Origin of the sequence: Clostridium polynesiense (assembly GCF_000820705.1) — a bacterium.
Classification (GTDB): domain Bacteria; phylum Bacillota; class Clostridia; order Clostridiales; family Clostridiaceae; genus Clostridium_AA; species Clostridium_AA polynesiense.
The window spans coordinates 175313-192307 of sequence record NZ_CCXI01000142.1 but is presented as its reverse complement, the minus strand read 5'-3'; the positions used below and the strand labels follow the sequence as shown (position 1 = coordinate 192307).

Here is a 16995-nt window from a genome sequence, read left to right as displayed (position 1 = left end):
GGTGGTGGCAATAATTAGAGATTTTTCGTTAGATGCAGTAAATGAACTACGGGGAATCATAAAGAAGAGCGTTGATGAAGAAGATCAATTTTTTCTCTTTGATTGGTTTCAAGACACCTTTCAAATGGAAGATTTAGATATTAAAAACTATATAGACAATGTTGAAGAGTATCACTCACATATAGTAGATAAACATAATATAGATGGAGAAAAATTTGAAAGAATATTAAAAAGGGTCCATGCAGTTGATATTAACTATGCTAATAGGCTGAGTAGTATAAGTGAATGTATGGTGGCCTTTAATGAAAAAATCATGGATGTTGCTGATATGATTAATCCATCAGTAATAACCTTAGAAGGAACATATTATAATAAGCTATCTACGGAAGTAAAAGACAATTATAGTAGCGCAGTCTTATCTATGATAAACAATATAGATGGATTGCAGGAGCAAATGCCAGAGCTTAGGGACATAGCATGGTATGAAAGTGCATTAAGTGCAGTAGGAGGCTTTGGGGTATCATTATTAAGAGACTCAGTAGAAGGAATTGCATTCTTACCCTACGCAATAATAGATGAAAAATTTAACACAAGATTAAATGAAAACTTAAACTCGATTCTTGATGGATTGGAGGAAAAGTATATTTCGCCACTTGTTACAGATGAAAAGTGGTATTATAGAGGTAGAGCAACAGGTGATGCTGCCTGTATAGTGATTGGAAGTGCAGGAATTGTAATAGGATTTTTAACATTAGCATCAGGTATAACCATAGGTGCAACAGGAGTAGCAACAACTTCCACAGGTATAGGTGTAATTTTGGGATCTATAGAAATTGCGGTATCAGTACCCATAGTTTTTGTTGGAGCAGCTCAATTATCCGCATCCCGAGGAATATACGATACTTCAAAGAAGAACTACAAGAATAACCTAGAAAAATTAAACTCATCAAAAAGAGTTGATTTGGATGATGTGGATCTGGGGAAAGAGGCTGAGAAGTTAAAAGATGGGATAAGCAAATCTGATAGTATAATAGACGGTATAAAAGTTACTGATGGTAAGGTGAATGGGAAAATACCAGTAGATGAATTTAAAAATATACGAGAAGAATCAATACAAAATATAAATTCAGATACAATAACTTTAGGGAAATATAAACCAATGGCGAAAGCTGATGGAACATTAGATTGGACAATTCCGGGAAAAGACTCATATACAGTAATGGCTGGAGATACAACGTATTTTAGCTTAGGAAATGATTGGGATATTATAAAAGGTAAGTATAATGTAACTGATGATGATATGTTTGATTTATTTAATGTGCCTGCGCTAAATGATGCTGTAAAGGCAGGAAAGGAAATACGTTTTTCACATAACCCAACAGCATATGGAGATTGTGCATTAAAAAAGGAATGGCAATATTTAAAAGATAAATTCGGATATACAAGATTAAAAAAGATAGGAGATTTTTGGTATGCAAAATAAATCAGCTGATGAAATGTCAGATATAGTAGTAGATATGTTAATTAAAAAGTTTAAAGATAGGATGGAAGACTTTGAAATATTTAATACTGCAGAGACACCATATAAAACATTCAGCATTAGGTTTAAAGCATATGATTATTTTATTGTATTATTTAATTATGATAGAGGTGTAATTGGATGCAGTATTCAATATGGAGAAGGTTCTTTTATTGGTCTTAAAAATAGTCAAAAGTGGTATGATAAAGCTGACTTTGATGTTTTTTGCAAAGAACTTCAGGAACAATTAGAGTTAAGAATACCTGATAAATTTTTAGAAGCTAATGGTTGGAAATAGATTGCATAATTTAAAGGTAAATAACTGCATAAATATATTTAATCGCAAATTATAATAGAATCAATAATGTTAAGTAATTTAATGCTGCATAACTTAAATAACACAATAAAAAAGTTAAAAGATTAATGTTTTAGTAACTAGAGCATTAATCTTTTTTTTGTAATACATATTGTAGAAATAAAAGGAGTTGAATGATAAAATAAGCTTAAAGATTAATGAGAATTAATGTTAAAATACTAGCTGCGTAACACTAAAAATGGTGTGTGATTAAATAACTGATTTAATCATAGGCTTAATGCTGGAGTTGAGGGTTTGCCAGAATGAAGAAGTAGATAATTTTAAGATGGGATAAAATGGCTATTAGATTTAGAATTTATTTTTTATGGTATCAAGTAGGAACAGCAGATTGTTTACATGGATTTTGTTCTACTATTAGTTATAATTTAGAGTCTAATAAATGGGGAAGCAAATATAATTATTTGATGAATGAATTATATCAAGGAAAACTATCTTGGAAGAATGCAGATAAGGCAATAAAAGAATTAATAGTTATTAGAAATGAATTAAAAAATTTTAAACCGTCATAAGTAGTTTGGGATATTGAAGATATTTCAAAACAACCTCCTTGGGAAGATTATATAAGTGGTGAAATCACAGATCTATCTACATACTTCATAAGGAGTGATGGCAGAGACTTAATTGAAGGTATGCTAATGGCATTAAATGATTCTATATGTGAAAAAACAGATATTGAAATAATAAATATTTAATTTATTATTATAAAATATGTTAAGAATTATCAATCACGAACTAGAATAAAATCATCTAAAATCAAGTTGAAGAATTAAAGAATCCATTAAGGAATAAGGAATACACTAAATATACATCCAGCCAGGTTACCAAATGAACATTAATCAAGAATACATGGAGATGGTTCTCTAGCAAATGAGTTATTTAAGGGAGGTAATAAGTGGTCAAGTATGATTTTTTGAAAGATAATAATCAAAATAAATTTTATCCAGTTAAGGTAGAAGAGATAAATGAATTGGAAAAGGAGCTAGAATTAAATGTTCCAAAAGAACTAAAAGATTTTTTATTAGAGATTGGGTATGGATTTATTAATGGGTTAGAAGGTAATGTAAATCGTATTATGGACACAGATTCAATTAGAGATTTTAGATTAAGAAAAGGTGATTTTGAATTTTATACTGATATTGAGATATATGATGAATATGAAGAAGGTAAGTTAATATTTTTTGAGGGTAGAGAATCAGCATTAATATCAATAGGGTTAACAGATAATAGTATAAATAATATTTTTTATTATGATATTAAAATAGAGAATTCGTTAGATGAGTTTTTTATGAGGATTCAAGAAGATGATAATTATTATTTAGAAATTCTTGATTAAATAAACTTAGTGCATAGTAAAGAATAGATTGACTGCATAAAAGTTGAAAAGTAATTTGAAATGTTGAAGCCACTAGATTGATATGCAAATAAAATAATAACTATAGTTCCTGAAACGAGAATTAAGAGGATAATATTTGAAAGGTGATGTATTATGAAGATAACAGGAACAATGTCATATATCAAGGTTGAGATTGATGAAAAGGTAGTTAAAATTGAAGGAGAAAAGATAATAGGAGGATTTGTTGCTTTTAAAGATACAATGAAAAATTGGGAGTCACCACATGATGATGATGTAATTGATGATAAATTAAAGCAAGAAATTATAGATAGAGTCACCAATGAAACAAAAAATTCTCATTTAGTAATAACCTTCGAATAACTAATTGTATAATCTAAATAATGTAGAAAGAGAAGCACTAAATGAACTAGCTGAAAAATAAGTAGGCTAGTTTATTGTTTTTTACAGTGATAAAATAATTGTAAGAGCTGAGAATACTCCAGTAGTGAACCTTAATGGCTCAATTAATTTGAGTAAATCTGCTGAAGGAACTTAAATAGGAGGATAACCATGAATGTAAACGAGGCAATAAGAATTATAAATGAGGAGAAATTACAAGGTTATAATCTTAATGAAGATAGATATAATAGAGAAAATGAAGTTGTGTTGAAGCATGAGAATGATAAATGGATTGTTTATGCAACAGATGAAAGAGCTAGCGTAATTACAGGTTCAAAAAAACATTTATCAATGAAGAGGAAGCATGGGAAAATTTAATAAAAAGGTTAAGAGCTGATAAAGTTTTAAGGGAAATATAGAGTTAATACTAAAAAGTATAGTATAAAATCAATTCATAATAAATTTACCCAATATAGTTTATGAAAATCAATAACACTAAGAAAATTTAACACTGGATAAATCTAATAATACAGTAAGCTGTAACTAAAAGAAGATAAGTAAAGCTGATATATAAAAAATCAAAATATAGCACATCCAGAAATAGATACAGATGAAGGCATTAACATAGGGGGATCAGAAAACAAATAAGGGGGGTAAAAATGAGCAATAATATAAGATGGATATGTGAAAATGATGATATTGAAATGTCAACTATCTCAAATGTAGAGAATACTTTTGGAGTGAAATTCCCGAAGGATTACGTTGAAATTATAATGAAAAATGATGGTGGATACCCGAAGCCAAATAGATTTAATTTGAATGGTAGTGAGGAAGTATTTAACAATCTTTTGAGCTTTGATGAAGAAGATAGTAGTAATATGATAGATACCTATAATGATGTAAAAGATAGATTGGTTGAAAAAGTAATTCCATTTGCGGAAGACCCATTTGGAAATTTGATATGTTTTGATTACAGAACTAATAACCAACCAAGAATAGTATTTTGGGAACATGAAAAAGCATTTAATAATAAGGAATCAGCTACAAGCTATTTATGTGACTCATTTACAGAGCTGCTCTTAATGTTACATGAATCGCAAGAATAAACGCTTAAAAGCTAAAATAAATATTCTTGTTGCAATAATTAAATAATTGCTAATATTTAATAATTACAGTAAAGACTATGTGGTAGAATTATTGGAAGGTTGATGAAAAAAGTTTATTTAAATAATATAATCTCTGCAATGCATAATTTCAATAATGCAGTGAGCTGTAATTAAAAGAAAAGCTAAATATATATTATAACCGTGATAAGAGTCAATGTTTCTAATGAAGAAGCATTGGCTCTTTTTCCGTGTAAAGAAATAAAAAATTTAATGATATTTTTCAAAGATACTACGTTCTATGGAATGATAAAGAATAAGACTTGATACATTTTACCAGATATGGAATCAGAGCGAATTGCATGATAAAATTATGGTATATATTGGATGGGGTTAACTCTGTCGCTAATAAATAATAAGACAGACTCTGCCTTAATAAGGTAAGCAAAGCGAGTTTAAAGTTGATGAATGTAGTCGTTACAGACAAGACATTCTTACAGGCAAGCGGCAAAATTGATTGGGATAAATTCCGTCTTGGTTTGATGAAATTGGCGGAGGAATTCAATACAAAATGAATAAGACAATACAAGAATTATTAGATGAAGGCTATATAAAGGAGGAATTTGACTGATGAATTTGTCAGAGTTAGAAGTTAAACTTAAAGAAATAAGTATTCCAAAGGATGCATATTCCCTCAAAGGTGGATTGCAAAATGAGGTGTTCTGCATTTCAAATGAGAATGGAAGGTGGGAAGTATACTATAGCGAACGTGGAAATAAAGCTGCCTTAAAGATCTTTACGGCGGAAAAAGAAGCGTGAGATTATTTCTTTACTCGGATTAAAAGGAATTTTAAAATCTTATAGTTATTATGATTGCCCCTGTTTGGATGTTTACAATGCATTGATTGCTTATTTGTAAATGTTACTTGAAACAACCAATAGAACTGCTAAAATCACGAATTTCTTAGAAATTCCAACTGCGTCCCTTTATTTTCAAGGGGGAGGTTATTTAGATAATCTAGAACCAATGGATGCTACATTAAAGCGAGGAGACTAAAATGGAAGACAAGAAATTAAGCAAATATTATGGTGAAATTGCAGAGAAGCTAGATGAAATGATAACTGTTGAGTGGGATAATATAATATTATATGCTGAAGAAACTGGAGATGTAAGTTCAGCGAGTTTTTATTATAAAGAAAAAAATGGTAAAGAGTATTATTATAGTAACAGTATGCCGAGAAAATATAATGTCTCCCAAGAAATATATAAACAACTCTGGAGAGAATTAATATCCATAAATAAAAGATTGTGGTTAGAATTTAAAGATAATGAACAGGATAAATGGTATTCATTCACATTTTATTTAGATAGTAATTGGAAATTTAAAATTAAATATGAATATAAAAGAAACTCTCAGATTGGACAGTTAGAATAAAGAATTAGATGGGCATATAATGAATTAGGTATAATACCTAAAGATGAATATGAAAAAGAATTATTAGAGGAGTATTTAGAGGAACAAGGTAAAAGTCTATAATACTTAATGCAAAATACTGAATAGAGTCACTCCGTAAAAATAATAGGGGAAGTGAAAATAAAAAATATAATTAAGATAAATGGAAAAGAATTAAACATCGATAACAAAACTATTAAGTTTAAATATGATATTAGAGATACTAAGGTAGTCAATAATCAAGTTATTGTATTATTATCAATACCATTTAATGATCATGAAATAGATAATATATATTCAGTCTCTTTAGATGGTAAAATAAAATGGAGAGTAGAAAGCCTAAATTTAATAAATCTTAATGGTGAAAATTTACCATACGAGAATATGTTCCTTAATAATTAAGAATTAACAGCAACAGATTTTTATGGTTGAAGATATTTTATAAATACTATTAATGGAGAAATAATTAAAAAAGATATAATTAAGTAGATTCATAATTTTATACTAATTAAAGTAATACATACTTTAATAAAGCATTGAGATGAAGACCAAATGAACTAGCTGATATTGAGTAGGCTGGTTCATTTTTTAGTAGTTAACTTATGATATAAGCTCATTATTAAAGGAACTATAACTCATTTCTTGATCGCTTTGAGGAAAAGTATATTTCGCCACTTGTTACAGATGAAAAATGGTATTATAGAGGTAGAGCAACAGGTGATGCTACCTGTATAGTGATTGGAATTGCAGGAGTACTAAAAGGAATAGTGAAATTAGCATCAGGTATAACCATAGGTGCAGCAGGAGCAGCAACAACTTCCACAGGTATAGGTGTAATTTTGGGATCTATAGAAATTGCGGTATCAGTACCTATAGTTGCTGTTGGAGCAGCTGAAGCATCTGTATCTCTAGGAATATACTATGCTTCAAAGAAGAACTACAAGAATAACCTAGAAAAATTCAACTCATCAAAAAGAGTTGATTTGGATGATGTAGATCTGGGGAAAGAGGCTGAGAAGTTAAAAGATGGGGCTAGTAAGGCTGAATTAGAAGTTAGACAATTTAATGAAGAAGGCAAACTGATCTCTAATATTAAGTATAAAGCAGGAGAATATGATTATTTATATGAAACTGATGAATTGGGAAGGATAAGTAAGTTTGAGACAGATAATTTAAAACTAACAGTAAGGGAAAATAGATTACCACATAATCCTGATACACCAGGAAAATTAGATGGAGATCATGAAGGACATTTAGCTGGTGATAGATTTGGTGGTTCACCTGAGTTAGATAATTTAGTATCACAATCCTCTAATGTTAACTTAAGTCAATATAAGAAAATAGAAAATCAATGGGCTACAGCTATTAAAGAAGGAAAACAGGTAAAGGTGAATATTGAAATTAAATATGATGGAGATAGTTTGCGACCATCAGAATTCAATGTAAGATATGAGATAGATGGAAAACGATATAGAAAAAGTATTTTAAATTAGGAGGTAACTATGAGTAGGGTGTTTGAGGATTATTTTAGTGAATTACAAGCTGATATGGTTCCTATATGTTTAGAGTATGTTGAGGATAGAGCAGAAAAGATATATATCTATTGTTCTTGCGAAGAGAGGATAATTTCAAGTGATTTTTTCTATTGTATTGAAGGAAAAATAAAAGAAAGGCATAAATTGAATAATGATATGAATAAATGCAATAATTATATTTATGATACATCTCCAGAGAGACAAGATGCAGTATTGGAGATTTTAATTGAAGATATTAAAAAGATGAAGTCGCTATGTAATGAATATAAAAGAGAAATGCCTACAGAAATAAAACTAATATACGATGTAGAAAAAAATAGTTTAAAGGCAGAATATAAATATGATATAGTCTACTCTAATGATCCCGTTAAGACGGCTGATGACATTGCAATGGAATGGTTTGAGGCTGTAAAATTAGAAAATAGTAAATAACAATCAAATTAACATATATTTAAATTTATAGATTAACTGTAAGAGTATGTTTTCACTGATTTCATAATATTAGAAGAGTATAGGTTATGGTAATGTCATAGACATTTAGAATATAATTTACTGAATAATTGTAATAATAAAGTAAGAAACGTACATTATGAACTAGCTGAAATTTAAGTATGCTAGTTCATTATTTTTACAGTGATAAAAAAGTGATAGATATTGAATCAAGAACTGGAATAAAATTATCTAAAAGTCAGGCTGAAGAATTAAAGAATGCATTAAGAAATAAGGAGTATACAAAGTTAACTACTAAAGAAACTGCAAAACAATGAGTTATTTAAGCGAGGTAATAAGTAGTGAAGTATGATTTTTTGAAAGATAATAATTAAAATAAATTTTATCCAGTTAAGGGAGAAGAGATAAATGAATTGGAAAAGGAGCTAGAATTAAATGTTCCAAAAGAACTAAAAGATTTTTTATTATGATATTAAAATAGATAATTCGTTAGAGGAGTTTTTTATAAAAATTCAAGAAGATGATAATTATTATTTAGAAATGCTAGATTAAAGGCATTAGAATCAGGTATAACAATAGGAGGATCCGGAGTACTGGCAAGTTTCACTGGTATAGGTGTAATATATGGAGGTCCAGCAATTGCGGTATCAGTACCTATAGTTTTTGTTGGAGCAGCTCAATTATCCGCATCCCAAGGAATGTACGATGCTTCAAAGAAGAACTACAAGAATAACCTAGAAAAATTAAACTCATCAAAAAGAGTTGATTTGGATGATGTGGATCTGGGGAAAGAGGCTGAGAAGTTAAAAGAGAGGTTAGAACGACCTGATTTTACTGGTAAATTAAGAGGTGAGAATGTTATATTAAAAGAAGTTAAGGTGAAGGAAATATCATATATAAAAAGAGATACAGATGAATTAAACATTTTGAGAAATGATTTTAATACATCTGTTAGAAAGAATTTTTTGGAATATTTATCTAAAGATGTAGAGTATTTAAAAGAATCAGGTTTTTCAGAAAAAGATATCTTAAAACTTCAGAATGGAAGAGTACCAGATGGATGGCAAGTTCATCATAAATTACCATTAGATGATAGTGGGACAAATAGCTTTGATAATTTAGTTTTAATAAAAAATGATCCTTTTCACAAAGTAATAACAAATTATCAAAATTCTTTTGCTAAACAACTAGAGGTCGGTGAAATAAGAAATGTTAATTGGCCGATGCCAGAAGGTAATATATATCCTAAGAAACATTAAAAGGAGAGTGAAATAGGATGTGGGAAGATAACTTGAAGAAAATAATAGATGAAATAATGTATGATGAGGAAGTAAATTTAGGTGCTTCTAAAGAAGAAATTGATAAACTAATAGTAGAAGTAAAAGAAAAATTAGGGGTAGAATTACCAAAAGAATATTTAGATATTATATCAAAGGTAAATGGAATTGAATTTAATGGATTCATTTTATATGGTGTAGATGAGTATTTATTAGAAAATGAAATTAATCAAAGTATATATGGATTGGTGGATTCAAATCAAATATGGCATGAGAATGAAGAGCAAAAGAAATATTTATTTCTAGGAGAAAGCAATATCAGTTGGTATGTTTATGAATATAAGAACAAGAATTTTATTGAACTTGATAATCCATCGGGAAGAGAAAGCAACAAATTTAACAATTTTTATGGAATGTTTAATAAGCTATTAGTAGATGCATTAATGTAGTGTTTAAGTTCATAATTAAAAGATAACTTACTTCATAAAAAGATTAATATTATAACAATGATAAGAGTCAATGTTTCTAAGGAAAGAAGCATTGGCTTTTTTGCATTCAATTAGGTTGATAGTAAGGTATAGGTAAAAATTAAGGATCAAATATTAATTGCTTATTTTTGAGCCTATTCCTCTGACAAGGTAATTAAAATGATGGAGGCTGTTAGAGACAAGTGGGAAGACAAGTACCCCAATGCCATTGAAAGATTAAACAGTACATACCGCCGTCTCAATCGCCAGAGAAGTGTATTCCCAAGCGATACAGCACTTCTTAAGCCTCTGTATCTTTCAATCTTTGAGGCTACAAAAAAATGGAACCTCCCAATAAGAAACTGGGGGAAAGTGTATGGAGAGATGTCAATCATGTAGGAAGGAAGGCTTGGCTAGAACAAGTTTATGATGGAAAATAACACCCTCGCTTTGAAGATTAATAATCCAGTCTTTAAACATAAAATAATTTAATTTAATATTTTTGTTTTTCATAATTTTCATAATACTAATGTTTTTTCAACATCATTAGACTTAATATAGGAATAAACACAGTCCATCAGTAAGCGATCCTCGGTTTTAGAAGCCTCTTCTAAATATTCACCTCATATAACTTTTGCATAAAAATCACTCCTTTCGCCCAAGGTTATTTTATATAACAAAATAATTTTAACAGGATATCCCCATAAAAAATGTTATAATATATGCTATGAAAAATCTTATAGGTAGAAGATAAATATCAAATTGAAAGGGAGTAATGACATAATGCAGCATATATTAATTCATGGACTTGGACAAAATTCATCAAGTTGGAATAAAACAATCTCCTACATGGTTGAACAAGATCATGTTATCTGTCCGGAGTTATCCTCATTTTTTAAGGAGGGAGATATCACATATGCAAATTTATATCATGGTTTTTCCGAGTATTGCGATAATATTCCAGAGCCAATAAATTTATGTGGACTTTCATTAGGTTCTGTCCTTGCATTAAACTATGCTGTAGATAATCCTGGAAAAGTTAAATCATTAATATTGATAGCGGCACAATATGAAATGCCAAAAGCATTACTTAAACTCCAAAATATTGTTTTTCGCTTTATACCAGAGACCTCCTTTAAAAGTATAGGAATAAGGAAGAATGATTTTATTAAATTGACAAATTCAATGATCAGCTTAAATTTTAGTAAAAGTTTAAAGAATATTTCCTGCCCTGTATTAGTAATTTGCGGAGAAAAAGACAGAGCAAATATAAAAGCTGCGAGAAATTTAGCTGAAAGCATAACAAAAGCAGAAATACAATTCATAAAAAATGCGAGACATGAAGTAAATGTTGATGCTCCAAAAGAATTAGCAGAAATCCTTAACAAGTTTTACTTTTAAAGATTATATACTTAACGGACATATCTGTTATAATCTTAAAGTTTAACAGTGGTATAATAAAGAAAATCAAATAAAAGAGGGTGTATTATGACCAAACATAATATATATAAAATGAGTGTTGCAAGTGTTTATCCCCTTTATGTTGCAAAAGCGGAGAAAAAAGGACGTAGTAAAACAGAAGTGGATGAAATCATCCGTTGGCTGACAGGATATAGTCAGGAAGAATTAGAGGCTCAGCTTAAAAAACAGACAGATTTTGAGACCTTCTTTGCAGAAGCTCCTAAGCTTAATCCTTTGCGCACTTTAATTAAAGGTGTGGTCTGTGGTGTCCGAGTGGAAGACATCAAGGAACCAACAATGCAGGAAATCCGCTATTTAGATAAGCTCATTGATGAGTTAGCAAAGGGAAAAGCCATGGATAAGATTTTGCGGAAAGAATAATTTAAACAAAGAAACACTGATTTCATATGTAAAATATAAGGAATCAGTGTTTTTTGTTGCTTCCATAAACTTTGGAGGTTAATCAAGATATATTATAAAAATTGTTTTAGTAAAGGAGATGAAGAATGCATTCAGTAAAATTTATATGGTAAAATCTAATCAGAAAAGTAAAAAATATAATAAAGAGGGGCTGCTTCAATGAAGAGCTTAAAGGTTGGATTAATTCAACATAAAGCAAAAGCAAATAATATTAATATGAATTTAGAATTAGGTTTGAAATATATAAGTGAAGCAAAAAAGCTTGGTGCTGACATAGTTCTTTTTCCTGAAATGTGGTCAAATGGATATAAACCTCCTTATGATGATGCATTTTACAATCCCTTTAATGAAGACTATGAAAATGAACGTCAAAAGTGGCTTGATGAAGCTATTGATGAAGAGAGCAGTTATGTTAAATCCTTTAAGGGGATTGCTAAATCACTAGAAATAGGCATTGTTATAACATATCTTTCAAAGGAGAGTACTGGACCGCAAAATACAGCTTTAGTTATTGATAAAACAGGGAATATTTTGATGAAGTATTCAAAGGTTCATACTTGTGATTTTTCATTAGAAGCCTTACTTGAAAGCGGAAAAGAGTTTAAGGTATGTGATTTCTGTGGAGTTAAGCTTGGAGTGATGATATGCTATGACAGGGAGTTTCCTGAAAGTGCCAGAGTTTTAATGCTAAAGGGAGCAGAAATTATACTTGTACCTAATGCTTGTGATATGAATCCGGCAAGAATAAATCAATTATCCACAAGAGCTTTTGAAAATATGGTTGGTATAGCAATGACAAATTATCCGGATAACAAATGGGGAAATTCATGTGCATTCAGCCCAATAGTTTTCGATGATGATGGTAATTATATTGATAATAAAATCATTATGGCAGGGAATATTGAAGAAGATATATTGATAGCAGAATTTGATTTAGATAGTATAAAAAATTATAGGAACAGGGAAACCTGGGGGAATGCATACAGGAAGGTTGGAGCTTACAAGGAGTTGTTAGATGATAAGGTGGAGGCACCATTTATAAGGAAAAATATAAAGGAAAGAAATAGGATAAATTAAGAGAGTATTATATCAACACTATTCTTTAACATAGTCTAATTTTAATATTGAAAAAGTAAGATGGTTTTAAAAAGCCAATAATATGTTTAAAATAAGCCAATGATATTAATACGTATCATTGGCTTGTGCTATAATTAACTTTATTTGGAATACCTTTTAAAATTGATTCTGCAATATATTATGAAAGCTGGTGAGAGTAATTGACTGTTAAAAATAGAATTGGATATGCATGTACCCCTATTTCTATACCTTATAAAACCTCAAGAAGTTTTATGCTGAAGAATTTTAATGAGGATATCTTTAATCAGTGTGTAGATAGTAATATAAAGGATTTAATGAATATACTCCAATGGAATTCCCAAAATGATATACATATGTTTCGAATAAGTTCTGATATCATACCTTTTGGAAGCCATCCTATTAATAACATTGAATGGTGGAGGACTTTTAAGGAGGAGCTGTTAGAGTGCGGAAATTTCAGTAAGGAGAAGGATATAAGATTATCAATGCACCCAGGACAATATACTGTTTTAAATTCTCCTAAGGAAGAGGTAGTTGAAAAGAGTATAGCAGATTTAGAGTATCACTGCAGATTTTTGGATGCTATGGAAGTAGATTATAAAAGCAAAATAGTGCTTCATGTTGGTGGAGTGTATGGAGATAAGCTTTCTGCTATGGAAGCATTCAAATCTAATTTTAGAAAGCTGTCAGATTCTCTAAAAAAGAGGCTGGTTATTGAAAATGACGAGAGGAGTTATACTATAGAGGAAGTTTTGGGGATTTCCAGAGAGCTTGGAATACCCGCTGTATTTGATAACCTTCATCACAAGCTTAATTCCTGCTTATTGGAATGGGATGAGATTATAAGCGGTGTAAAAAGCACATGGAAGGCTGAGGATGGATCGGTAAAGCTTCACTATTCGGACCAAGACACAGTGAAGAAAGGCGGAGCTCATTCCAAGTCGATAATTACTAAAAACTTTTTAAGGTATATAAATAGCATTAATAATATAGATGCTGATGTTATGCTTGAAGTTAAAGATAAGGAAATATCCGCTATAAAATGTATATGTGCTCTTAGTGAAGATCTAGAAATAACAACAAGAACGGAACAGTGGGCTAAGTATAAATACTCTGTAATGGAAAAGAACTATTCATATTATAAAAAATGCAGCAGTTTAATAAATTCAGAGACCCCAATGAAGGAAGTATATATGTACATAGATGAATGCTTAAATAATCCTTTTGATGAAGGCAGTTTTACAAATGCAGCACAGCATGTCTACGGTTATGTAAAGTATAGAGTTTCACTAAAAGAAAAAGAGAGCTTTATGGAACTTTTAAAAAATCCTGATGAAAATCAGATAAAGATAAAAAGCTTATTACAAAGGCTATGCAAAAAATATAATGTAGAATATATAAATAATTCCTATTATTTTATTTATTGAGTATATATTATTAATGTTAGTGCTATTAAGAATAATTCCCATTAGATGGTGAAATTAAGAAAAGACTACCCGTAAGGAGTAGTCTTTAAATTTTAAAAGTACATTATAATTGGTGAAAAGTATTATTGTGGACCATTATAATAAAGGGTAAAGGTTTGATAATGGTCAGTGGTTCCATATATAAGTCCATCGTTTGAATATACTATTCTGTCAGCACCTCTGGCTCCACCATTATAATTTATATCACATTCACGATAAACCCTGCCGCTTTTCTCTGGCAGTCTTTTTTCTGCATTTCTAAAGATGTCTCCACCTATGCTCTTATTTGGAGCATAATCCCAAAGGTCTTCTCCAGGACTCCAACCTAGGTTTCTGGCTTCTTCTTTGGTTATAAAGTTATCCGGTAGTCTATTATTGATGTGAATATAGTCAGCAACACCTTGAAAATCGTTTATTATAACATTAGTAGCTGCTATTGATTCAACATTTGTAGTAATCGCAGGCTGGGCCTTAACCGGTAAGTTAATACCGATAAGAGATAAAGATAGTAGTAAAGAGAAGATTAAAAGAATGAGCCTTTGACTGAATTTTTTCATCATACACATCCTTAATATAAAATATCTACAATATAAATATTAAAAGAATTTATTAAATAGAACTTTACTGCAGCTAAAAATAAAAAAATATTCTAAAAGCTAAATATTAATATAATTAATAGATATAAGTAAACTTAAAAGCATCTCCATGATAATTAGAAACATCAATCAGTAAGTCTAACAGTGACACAGCGTAATTACCTAAACATTCACGGCTTTTATTAAAATTAACCCAGCACAAAGATATAGGAAGGGTTATATCCGTTGTTAAACAGTCCCATAAAGCATCAAGGTTTTCACCATAATAATCAGGAAGTGCGAATTTAGTTTTTAAAACCTTATGAAGCTCGGATACAGTATGGAATTCTTCACCATTTAAACAAATAGTAATCATAAATAATACCTCCAAAGAAGAATAGATAATATACTATATTTTACATTAGCATATTATATTCTTTAATTATAATATGCTTAATTAAATGTCATAGAATATACAGTATTTACAAAAAATGTTACTATTGATATTAGATACTGATAAGGTAATATAGGTTATAAATATAATAAATAAGAATTTAGGGGCGATGTTATATGAATGAAAGTGTGAAAGAATATATAGATAAATATTCACCTGATATTAAAGAATTATATATTAAGTTAAGAACAATCATTTATGATAGTATTTCGCAAGAAGTTGAAGAAAAACTGTGGGCAAAATTACCGAGTTATTATGTTGGAGATACTTTTGTGCGGTTGATTCCATTTAAAGACCATATTAATATTGAAGCACTGGCAGTGCTTCGGTATAAAGGAGCATTAGATGCTTATAAGATTACGGCCAAAGGTATGTTGCAGGTATATATAAATCAAAATGTTCCATCTGATAAATTAGAACATATATTCAAAGAAACACTATTCGAATAAATTTCGATTTATATATCATTAATGTTTCTTGGTAATAGGGGAGTAGGAGAATGAATTGTAAGAAAATACTTAATAAGATTGCCTATGAGTATAAAAGAGTTTTAGGAGATAACTTAATTGGAATATATGTACATGGTTCTCTTGCATTTGGATGTTTTAATCCTAATAAAAGTGATATGGACTTTATAGTAGTTATAAATAATTTACCTACAATTGATGAAAAAGAAGAGTGGATAAAGATTTGGCGGCACATTTTACGGTTATAAAAAACATTAGGTATCCTATTGTTGGAAAATCAGTAGATGAAGTATTTGGAGATGTTCCTACTAAGTATTACTTAGATAGCATTAAAGGTGATATAAAGAATGCAAAAGAAGATATTGATGATAGTCCTGTTGATACTATTTTGAATTTATGCCGAGTATCTGCATATAAAAAGGAGGGCTTGGTTTTATCGAAAGAACAAGGTGGAGCATGGGGGATAGAAAATCTTCCAAAGCAATATACAGCATTACTTTATGAAGCATTGAAATGTTACAAATCTGAAATAGAAGAAAGCTTTAACAGAGAGCTTTTACTAAATTTGTGTAATTATATGATTGAAAGTATATTTTATGAATAAATACTGAAAAGGATATGAGAGAACTAATCAAGTACCTTATAAGAAAAGGATACGTGAGTTAAACGATGATTAAAATTTGCAAAGCTAAAACTGAAGATAGTTACACAGTAGCAGAATTATTTCATAAGATGTGGAGTAGTTCAGGTATAAATGATTTACAATGGGAATTACAGTAATCTATTATATCCAATGAATCATAGGTACTTATAGCTTATATGGATAATACTCCAGCAGGGGTTTCACAGTGTGGATAAAAAAAGACTATGTTGAAGGCACGGAGAGCAATCCAGTTGGGTACTTAGAGGGAATTTATGTAAAACAATAACTTAGAAAAAATAATATAATTAAGATTCAGAATTATATACAGGAAAGTAAGATCTGCCACCTCTATCAGAGGGAGCTGTCTGGGTTTTAACCACAGCAGTTCAAACACTATAAAGAAGCTATTTGCAAAGCGGATGCAGGTAATCTTAAAGCTCCCTTAGCAGAAATGCTCAGAGTATTAAAAGAAAATAGATTATAGATGTAATAAAACCT

The 16995-nt window shown here is 29.8% G+C and carries 25 protein-coding genes and 2 pseudogenes; 25 read left to right on the top strand and 2 right to left on the bottom strand.

Annotated features, from left to right (window positions below; translation table 11 throughout):
- Window positions 1-4: 4 nt before the first annotated feature.
- The 22 genes and pseudogenes from TA89_RS18945 (at window position 5) to uvsE (ending at window position 14319) form a co-directional block, all read left to right on the top strand.
- Window positions 5-1483, top strand: coding sequence for a hypothetical protein (locus tag TA89_RS18945; protein ID WP_242850167.1), 1479 nt, complete (start codon window positions 5-7; stop codon window positions 1481-1483).
- Window positions 1473-1817 carry a hypothetical protein gene (locus TA89_RS15260; protein ID WP_040214617.1) on the top strand — a complete coding sequence of 115 codons (345 nt, stop codon included), beginning with the start codon at window positions 1473-1475 and terminating at the stop codon, window positions 1815-1817. Before TA89_RS18945 ends, TA89_RS15260 begins: the two co-directional genes overlap by 11 nt.
- Window positions 1818-2170: 353 nt before the next feature.
- Window positions 2171-2587: pseudogene (locus TA89_RS15255) on the top strand (immunity 70 family protein).
- A gap of 200 nt (window positions 2588-2787) precedes the next feature.
- Window positions 2788-3228, top strand: coding sequence for an SMI1/KNR4 family protein (locus tag TA89_RS15250; protein WP_040214616.1), 441 nt, complete (start codon window positions 2788-2790; stop codon window positions 3226-3228).
- A gap of 153 nt (window positions 3229-3381) precedes the next feature.
- A complete protein-coding gene (locus TA89_RS15245; RefSeq protein WP_040214615.1) occupies window positions 3382-3609 on the top strand; it encodes an Imm74 family immunity protein in 228 nt (75 codons plus the stop codon).
- 189 nt (window positions 3610-3798) lie between these two features.
- Window positions 3799-4005, top strand: a complete 207-nt coding sequence (locus TA89_RS15240) for a hypothetical protein (protein ID WP_242850166.1) — start codon at window positions 3799-3801, stop codon at window positions 4003-4005.
- Between the two features lie 281 nt (window positions 4006-4286).
- Entirely contained in the window at window positions 4287-4733 is a 447-nt protein-coding gene (locus TA89_RS15235) for an SMI1/KNR4 family protein (RefSeq protein WP_040214614.1), read from the top strand.
- A 523-nt stretch (window positions 4734-5256) separates the two neighbouring features.
- A complete protein-coding gene (locus TA89_RS19325; protein WP_147590155.1) occupies window positions 5257-5361 on the top strand; it encodes a glycohydrolase toxin TNT-related protein in 105 nt (34 codons plus the stop codon).
- A complete protein-coding gene (locus TA89_RS15230) occupies window positions 5361-5549 on the top strand; it encodes a hypothetical protein (RefSeq protein ID WP_052447551.1) in 189 nt (62 codons plus the stop codon). The genes TA89_RS19325 and TA89_RS15230 overlap by 1 nt, the downstream gene beginning before the upstream one ends.
- A gap of 100 nt (window positions 5550-5649) precedes the next feature.
- Window positions 5650-5787 (top strand): hypothetical protein, encoded by a 138-nt coding sequence (locus TA89_RS18395; RefSeq protein ID WP_156120046.1) that lies wholly within the window; start codon window positions 5650-5652, stop codon window positions 5785-5787.
- Window position 5788: 1 nt separating this feature from the next.
- A complete protein-coding gene (locus TA89_RS15225; protein ID WP_052447550.1) occupies window positions 5789-6166 on the top strand; it encodes an immunity protein YezG family protein in 378 nt (125 codons plus the stop codon).
- 153 nt (window positions 6167-6319) lie between these two features.
- Complete coding sequence (locus tag TA89_RS15220; RefSeq protein ID WP_040214613.1) at window positions 6320-6586, top strand: DUF7957 family protein; 267 nt, start codon at window positions 6320-6322, stop codon at window positions 6584-6586.
- 332 nt (window positions 6587-6918) lie between these two features.
- Entirely contained in the window at window positions 6919-7677 is a 759-nt protein-coding gene (locus TA89_RS15215; RefSeq protein ID WP_197073461.1) for a DNA/RNA non-specific endonuclease, read from the top strand.
- A gap of 9 nt (window positions 7678-7686) precedes the next feature.
- Window positions 7687-8151 carry a hypothetical protein gene (locus TA89_RS15210; RefSeq protein ID WP_040214612.1) on the top strand — a complete coding sequence of 155 codons (465 nt, stop codon included), beginning with the start codon at window positions 7687-7689 and terminating at the stop codon, window positions 8149-8151.
- A gap of 212 nt (window positions 8152-8363) precedes the next feature.
- Window positions 8364-8486, top strand: coding sequence for a hypothetical protein (locus tag TA89_RS18940; RefSeq protein ID WP_278246256.1), 123 nt, complete (start codon window positions 8364-8366; stop codon window positions 8484-8486).
- Between the two features lie 381 nt (window positions 8487-8867).
- On the top strand, window positions 8868-9428 hold the full coding sequence (locus TA89_RS15205; protein ID WP_052447549.1) for an HNH endonuclease signature motif containing protein: 561 nt from the start codon (window positions 8868-8870) through the stop codon (window positions 9426-9428).
- 17 nt (window positions 9429-9445) lie between these two features.
- On the top strand, window positions 9446-9895 hold the full coding sequence (locus TA89_RS15200) for a YrhA family protein (protein WP_040214611.1): 450 nt from the start codon (window positions 9446-9448) through the stop codon (window positions 9893-9895).
- A 201-nt stretch (window positions 9896-10096) separates the two neighbouring features.
- Window positions 10097-10312 (top strand): annotated as a pseudogene (locus TA89_RS15195) (transposase); the annotation flags it as partial.
- 384 nt (window positions 10313-10696) lie between these two features.
- Window positions 10697-11314, top strand: coding sequence for an alpha/beta fold hydrolase (locus tag TA89_RS15190; RefSeq protein WP_040214609.1), 618 nt, complete (start codon window positions 10697-10699; stop codon window positions 11312-11314).
- 87 nt (window positions 11315-11401) lie between these two features.
- Window positions 11402-11755 carry a DUF2200 domain-containing protein gene (locus TA89_RS15185; RefSeq protein ID WP_040214608.1) on the top strand — a complete coding sequence of 118 codons (354 nt, stop codon included), beginning with the start codon at window positions 11402-11404 and terminating at the stop codon, window positions 11753-11755.
- A gap of 198 nt (window positions 11756-11953) precedes the next feature.
- Window positions 11954-12871 carry a carbon-nitrogen hydrolase family protein gene (locus TA89_RS15180; protein ID WP_040214607.1) on the top strand — a complete coding sequence of 306 codons (918 nt, stop codon included), beginning with the start codon at window positions 11954-11956 and terminating at the stop codon, window positions 12869-12871.
- A gap of 200 nt (window positions 12872-13071) precedes the next feature.
- Window positions 13072-14319 (top strand): UV DNA damage repair endonuclease UvsE, encoded by a 1248-nt coding sequence (gene uvsE / locus TA89_RS15175; protein WP_040214606.1) that lies wholly within the window; start codon window positions 13072-13074, stop codon window positions 14317-14319.
- A gap of 122 nt (window positions 14320-14441) precedes the next feature.
- On the opposite strand, the gene TA89_RS15170 is transcribed toward uvsE, so the two are convergent.
- Together TA89_RS15170 and TA89_RS15165 are read right to left on the bottom strand one after the other, a co-directional pair.
- A complete protein-coding gene (locus TA89_RS15170; RefSeq protein WP_040214604.1) occupies window positions 14442-14918 on the bottom strand; it encodes a ribonuclease in 477 nt (158 codons plus the stop codon).
- Between the two features lie 112 nt (window positions 14919-15030).
- Window positions 15031-15309: a barstar family protein gene (locus TA89_RS15165; protein ID WP_052447547.1), complete on the bottom strand. Its 279-nt coding sequence runs from the start codon at window positions 15307-15309 to the stop codon at window positions 15031-15033.
- Window positions 15310-15503: 194 nt separating this feature from the next.
- Between TA89_RS15165 and TA89_RS15160 the strand changes: the two genes are divergently transcribed.
- The 3 genes from TA89_RS15160 to TA89_RS15150 are packed head-to-tail and all read left to right on the top strand — an operon-like array spanning window position 15504 to window position 16458.
- A complete protein-coding gene (locus TA89_RS15160) occupies window positions 15504-15836 on the top strand; it encodes a DUF5655 domain-containing protein (protein WP_040214603.1) in 333 nt (110 codons plus the stop codon).
- Window positions 15837-15886: 50 nt separating this feature from the next.
- Window positions 15887-16102 (top strand): nucleotidyltransferase domain-containing protein, encoded by a 216-nt coding sequence (locus TA89_RS18390; RefSeq protein WP_040214602.1) that lies wholly within the window; start codon window positions 15887-15889, stop codon window positions 16100-16102.
- Window positions 16066-16458 carry a DUF4111 domain-containing protein gene (locus tag TA89_RS15150; protein ID WP_147590152.1) on the top strand — a complete coding sequence of 131 codons (393 nt, stop codon included), beginning with the start codon at window positions 16066-16068 and terminating at the stop codon, window positions 16456-16458. Before TA89_RS18390 ends, TA89_RS15150 begins: the two co-directional genes overlap by 37 nt.
- Window positions 16459-16995: the final 537 nt, after the last annotated feature.

Excerpts from the sequence above, each read along its gene's own strand:
- TA89_RS18395 (WP_156120046.1), top strand. The coding sequence starts at position 5,650 with ATGTTACTTGAAACAACCAATAGAACTGCTAAAATCACGAATTTCTTA.
- TA89_RS15240 (WP_242850166.1), top strand. The coding sequence starts at position 3,799 with ATGAATGTAAACGAGGCAATAAGAATTATAAATGAGGAGAAATTACAA.
- TA89_RS15260 (WP_040214617.1), top strand. The coding sequence starts at position 1,473 with ATGCAAAATAAATCAGCTGATGAAATGTCAGATATAGTAGTAGATATG.
- TA89_RS15165 (WP_052447547.1), bottom strand. The coding sequence starts at position 15,309 with ATGATTACTATTTGTTTAAATGGTGAAGAATTCCATACTGTATCCGAG.
- TA89_RS15185 (WP_040214608.1), top strand. The coding sequence starts at position 11,402 with ATGACCAAACATAATATATATAAAATGAGTGTTGCAAGTGTTTATCCC.
- TA89_RS15170 (WP_040214604.1), bottom strand. The coding sequence starts at position 14,918 with ATGATGAAAAAATTCAGTCAAAGGCTCATTCTTTTAATCTTCTCTTTA.
- TA89_RS15210 (WP_040214612.1), top strand. The coding sequence starts at position 7,687 with ATGAGTAGGGTGTTTGAGGATTATTTTAGTGAATTACAAGCTGATATG.
- TA89_RS15190 (WP_040214609.1), top strand. The coding sequence starts at position 10,697 with ATGCAGCATATATTAATTCATGGACTTGGACAAAATTCATCAAGTTGG.
- TA89_RS15200 (WP_040214611.1), top strand. The coding sequence starts at position 9,446 with ATGTGGGAAGATAACTTGAAGAAAATAATAGATGAAATAATGTATGAT.
- TA89_RS15180 (WP_040214607.1), top strand. The coding sequence starts at position 11,954 with ATGAAGAGCTTAAAGGTTGGATTAATTCAACATAAAGCAAAAGCAAAT.
- TA89_RS18390 (WP_040214602.1), top strand. The coding sequence starts at position 15,887 with ATGAATTGTAAGAAAATACTTAATAAGATTGCCTATGAGTATAAAAGA.
- TA89_RS15235 (WP_040214614.1), top strand. The coding sequence starts at position 4,287 with ATGAGCAATAATATAAGATGGATATGTGAAAATGATGATATTGAAATG.
- TA89_RS15160 (WP_040214603.1), top strand. The coding sequence starts at position 15,504 with ATGAATGAAAGTGTGAAAGAATATATAGATAAATATTCACCTGATATT.
- TA89_RS15205 (WP_052447549.1), top strand. The coding sequence starts at position 8,868 with ATGTACGATGCTTCAAAGAAGAACTACAAGAATAACCTAGAAAAATTA.
- TA89_RS15225 (WP_052447550.1), top strand. The coding sequence starts at position 5,789 with ATGGAAGACAAGAAATTAAGCAAATATTATGGTGAAATTGCAGAGAAG.
- TA89_RS15230 (WP_052447551.1), top strand. The coding sequence starts at position 5,361 with ATGAATTTGTCAGAGTTAGAAGTTAAACTTAAAGAAATAAGTATTCCA.
- TA89_RS15245 (WP_040214615.1), top strand. The coding sequence starts at position 3,382 with ATGAAGATAACAGGAACAATGTCATATATCAAGGTTGAGATTGATGAA.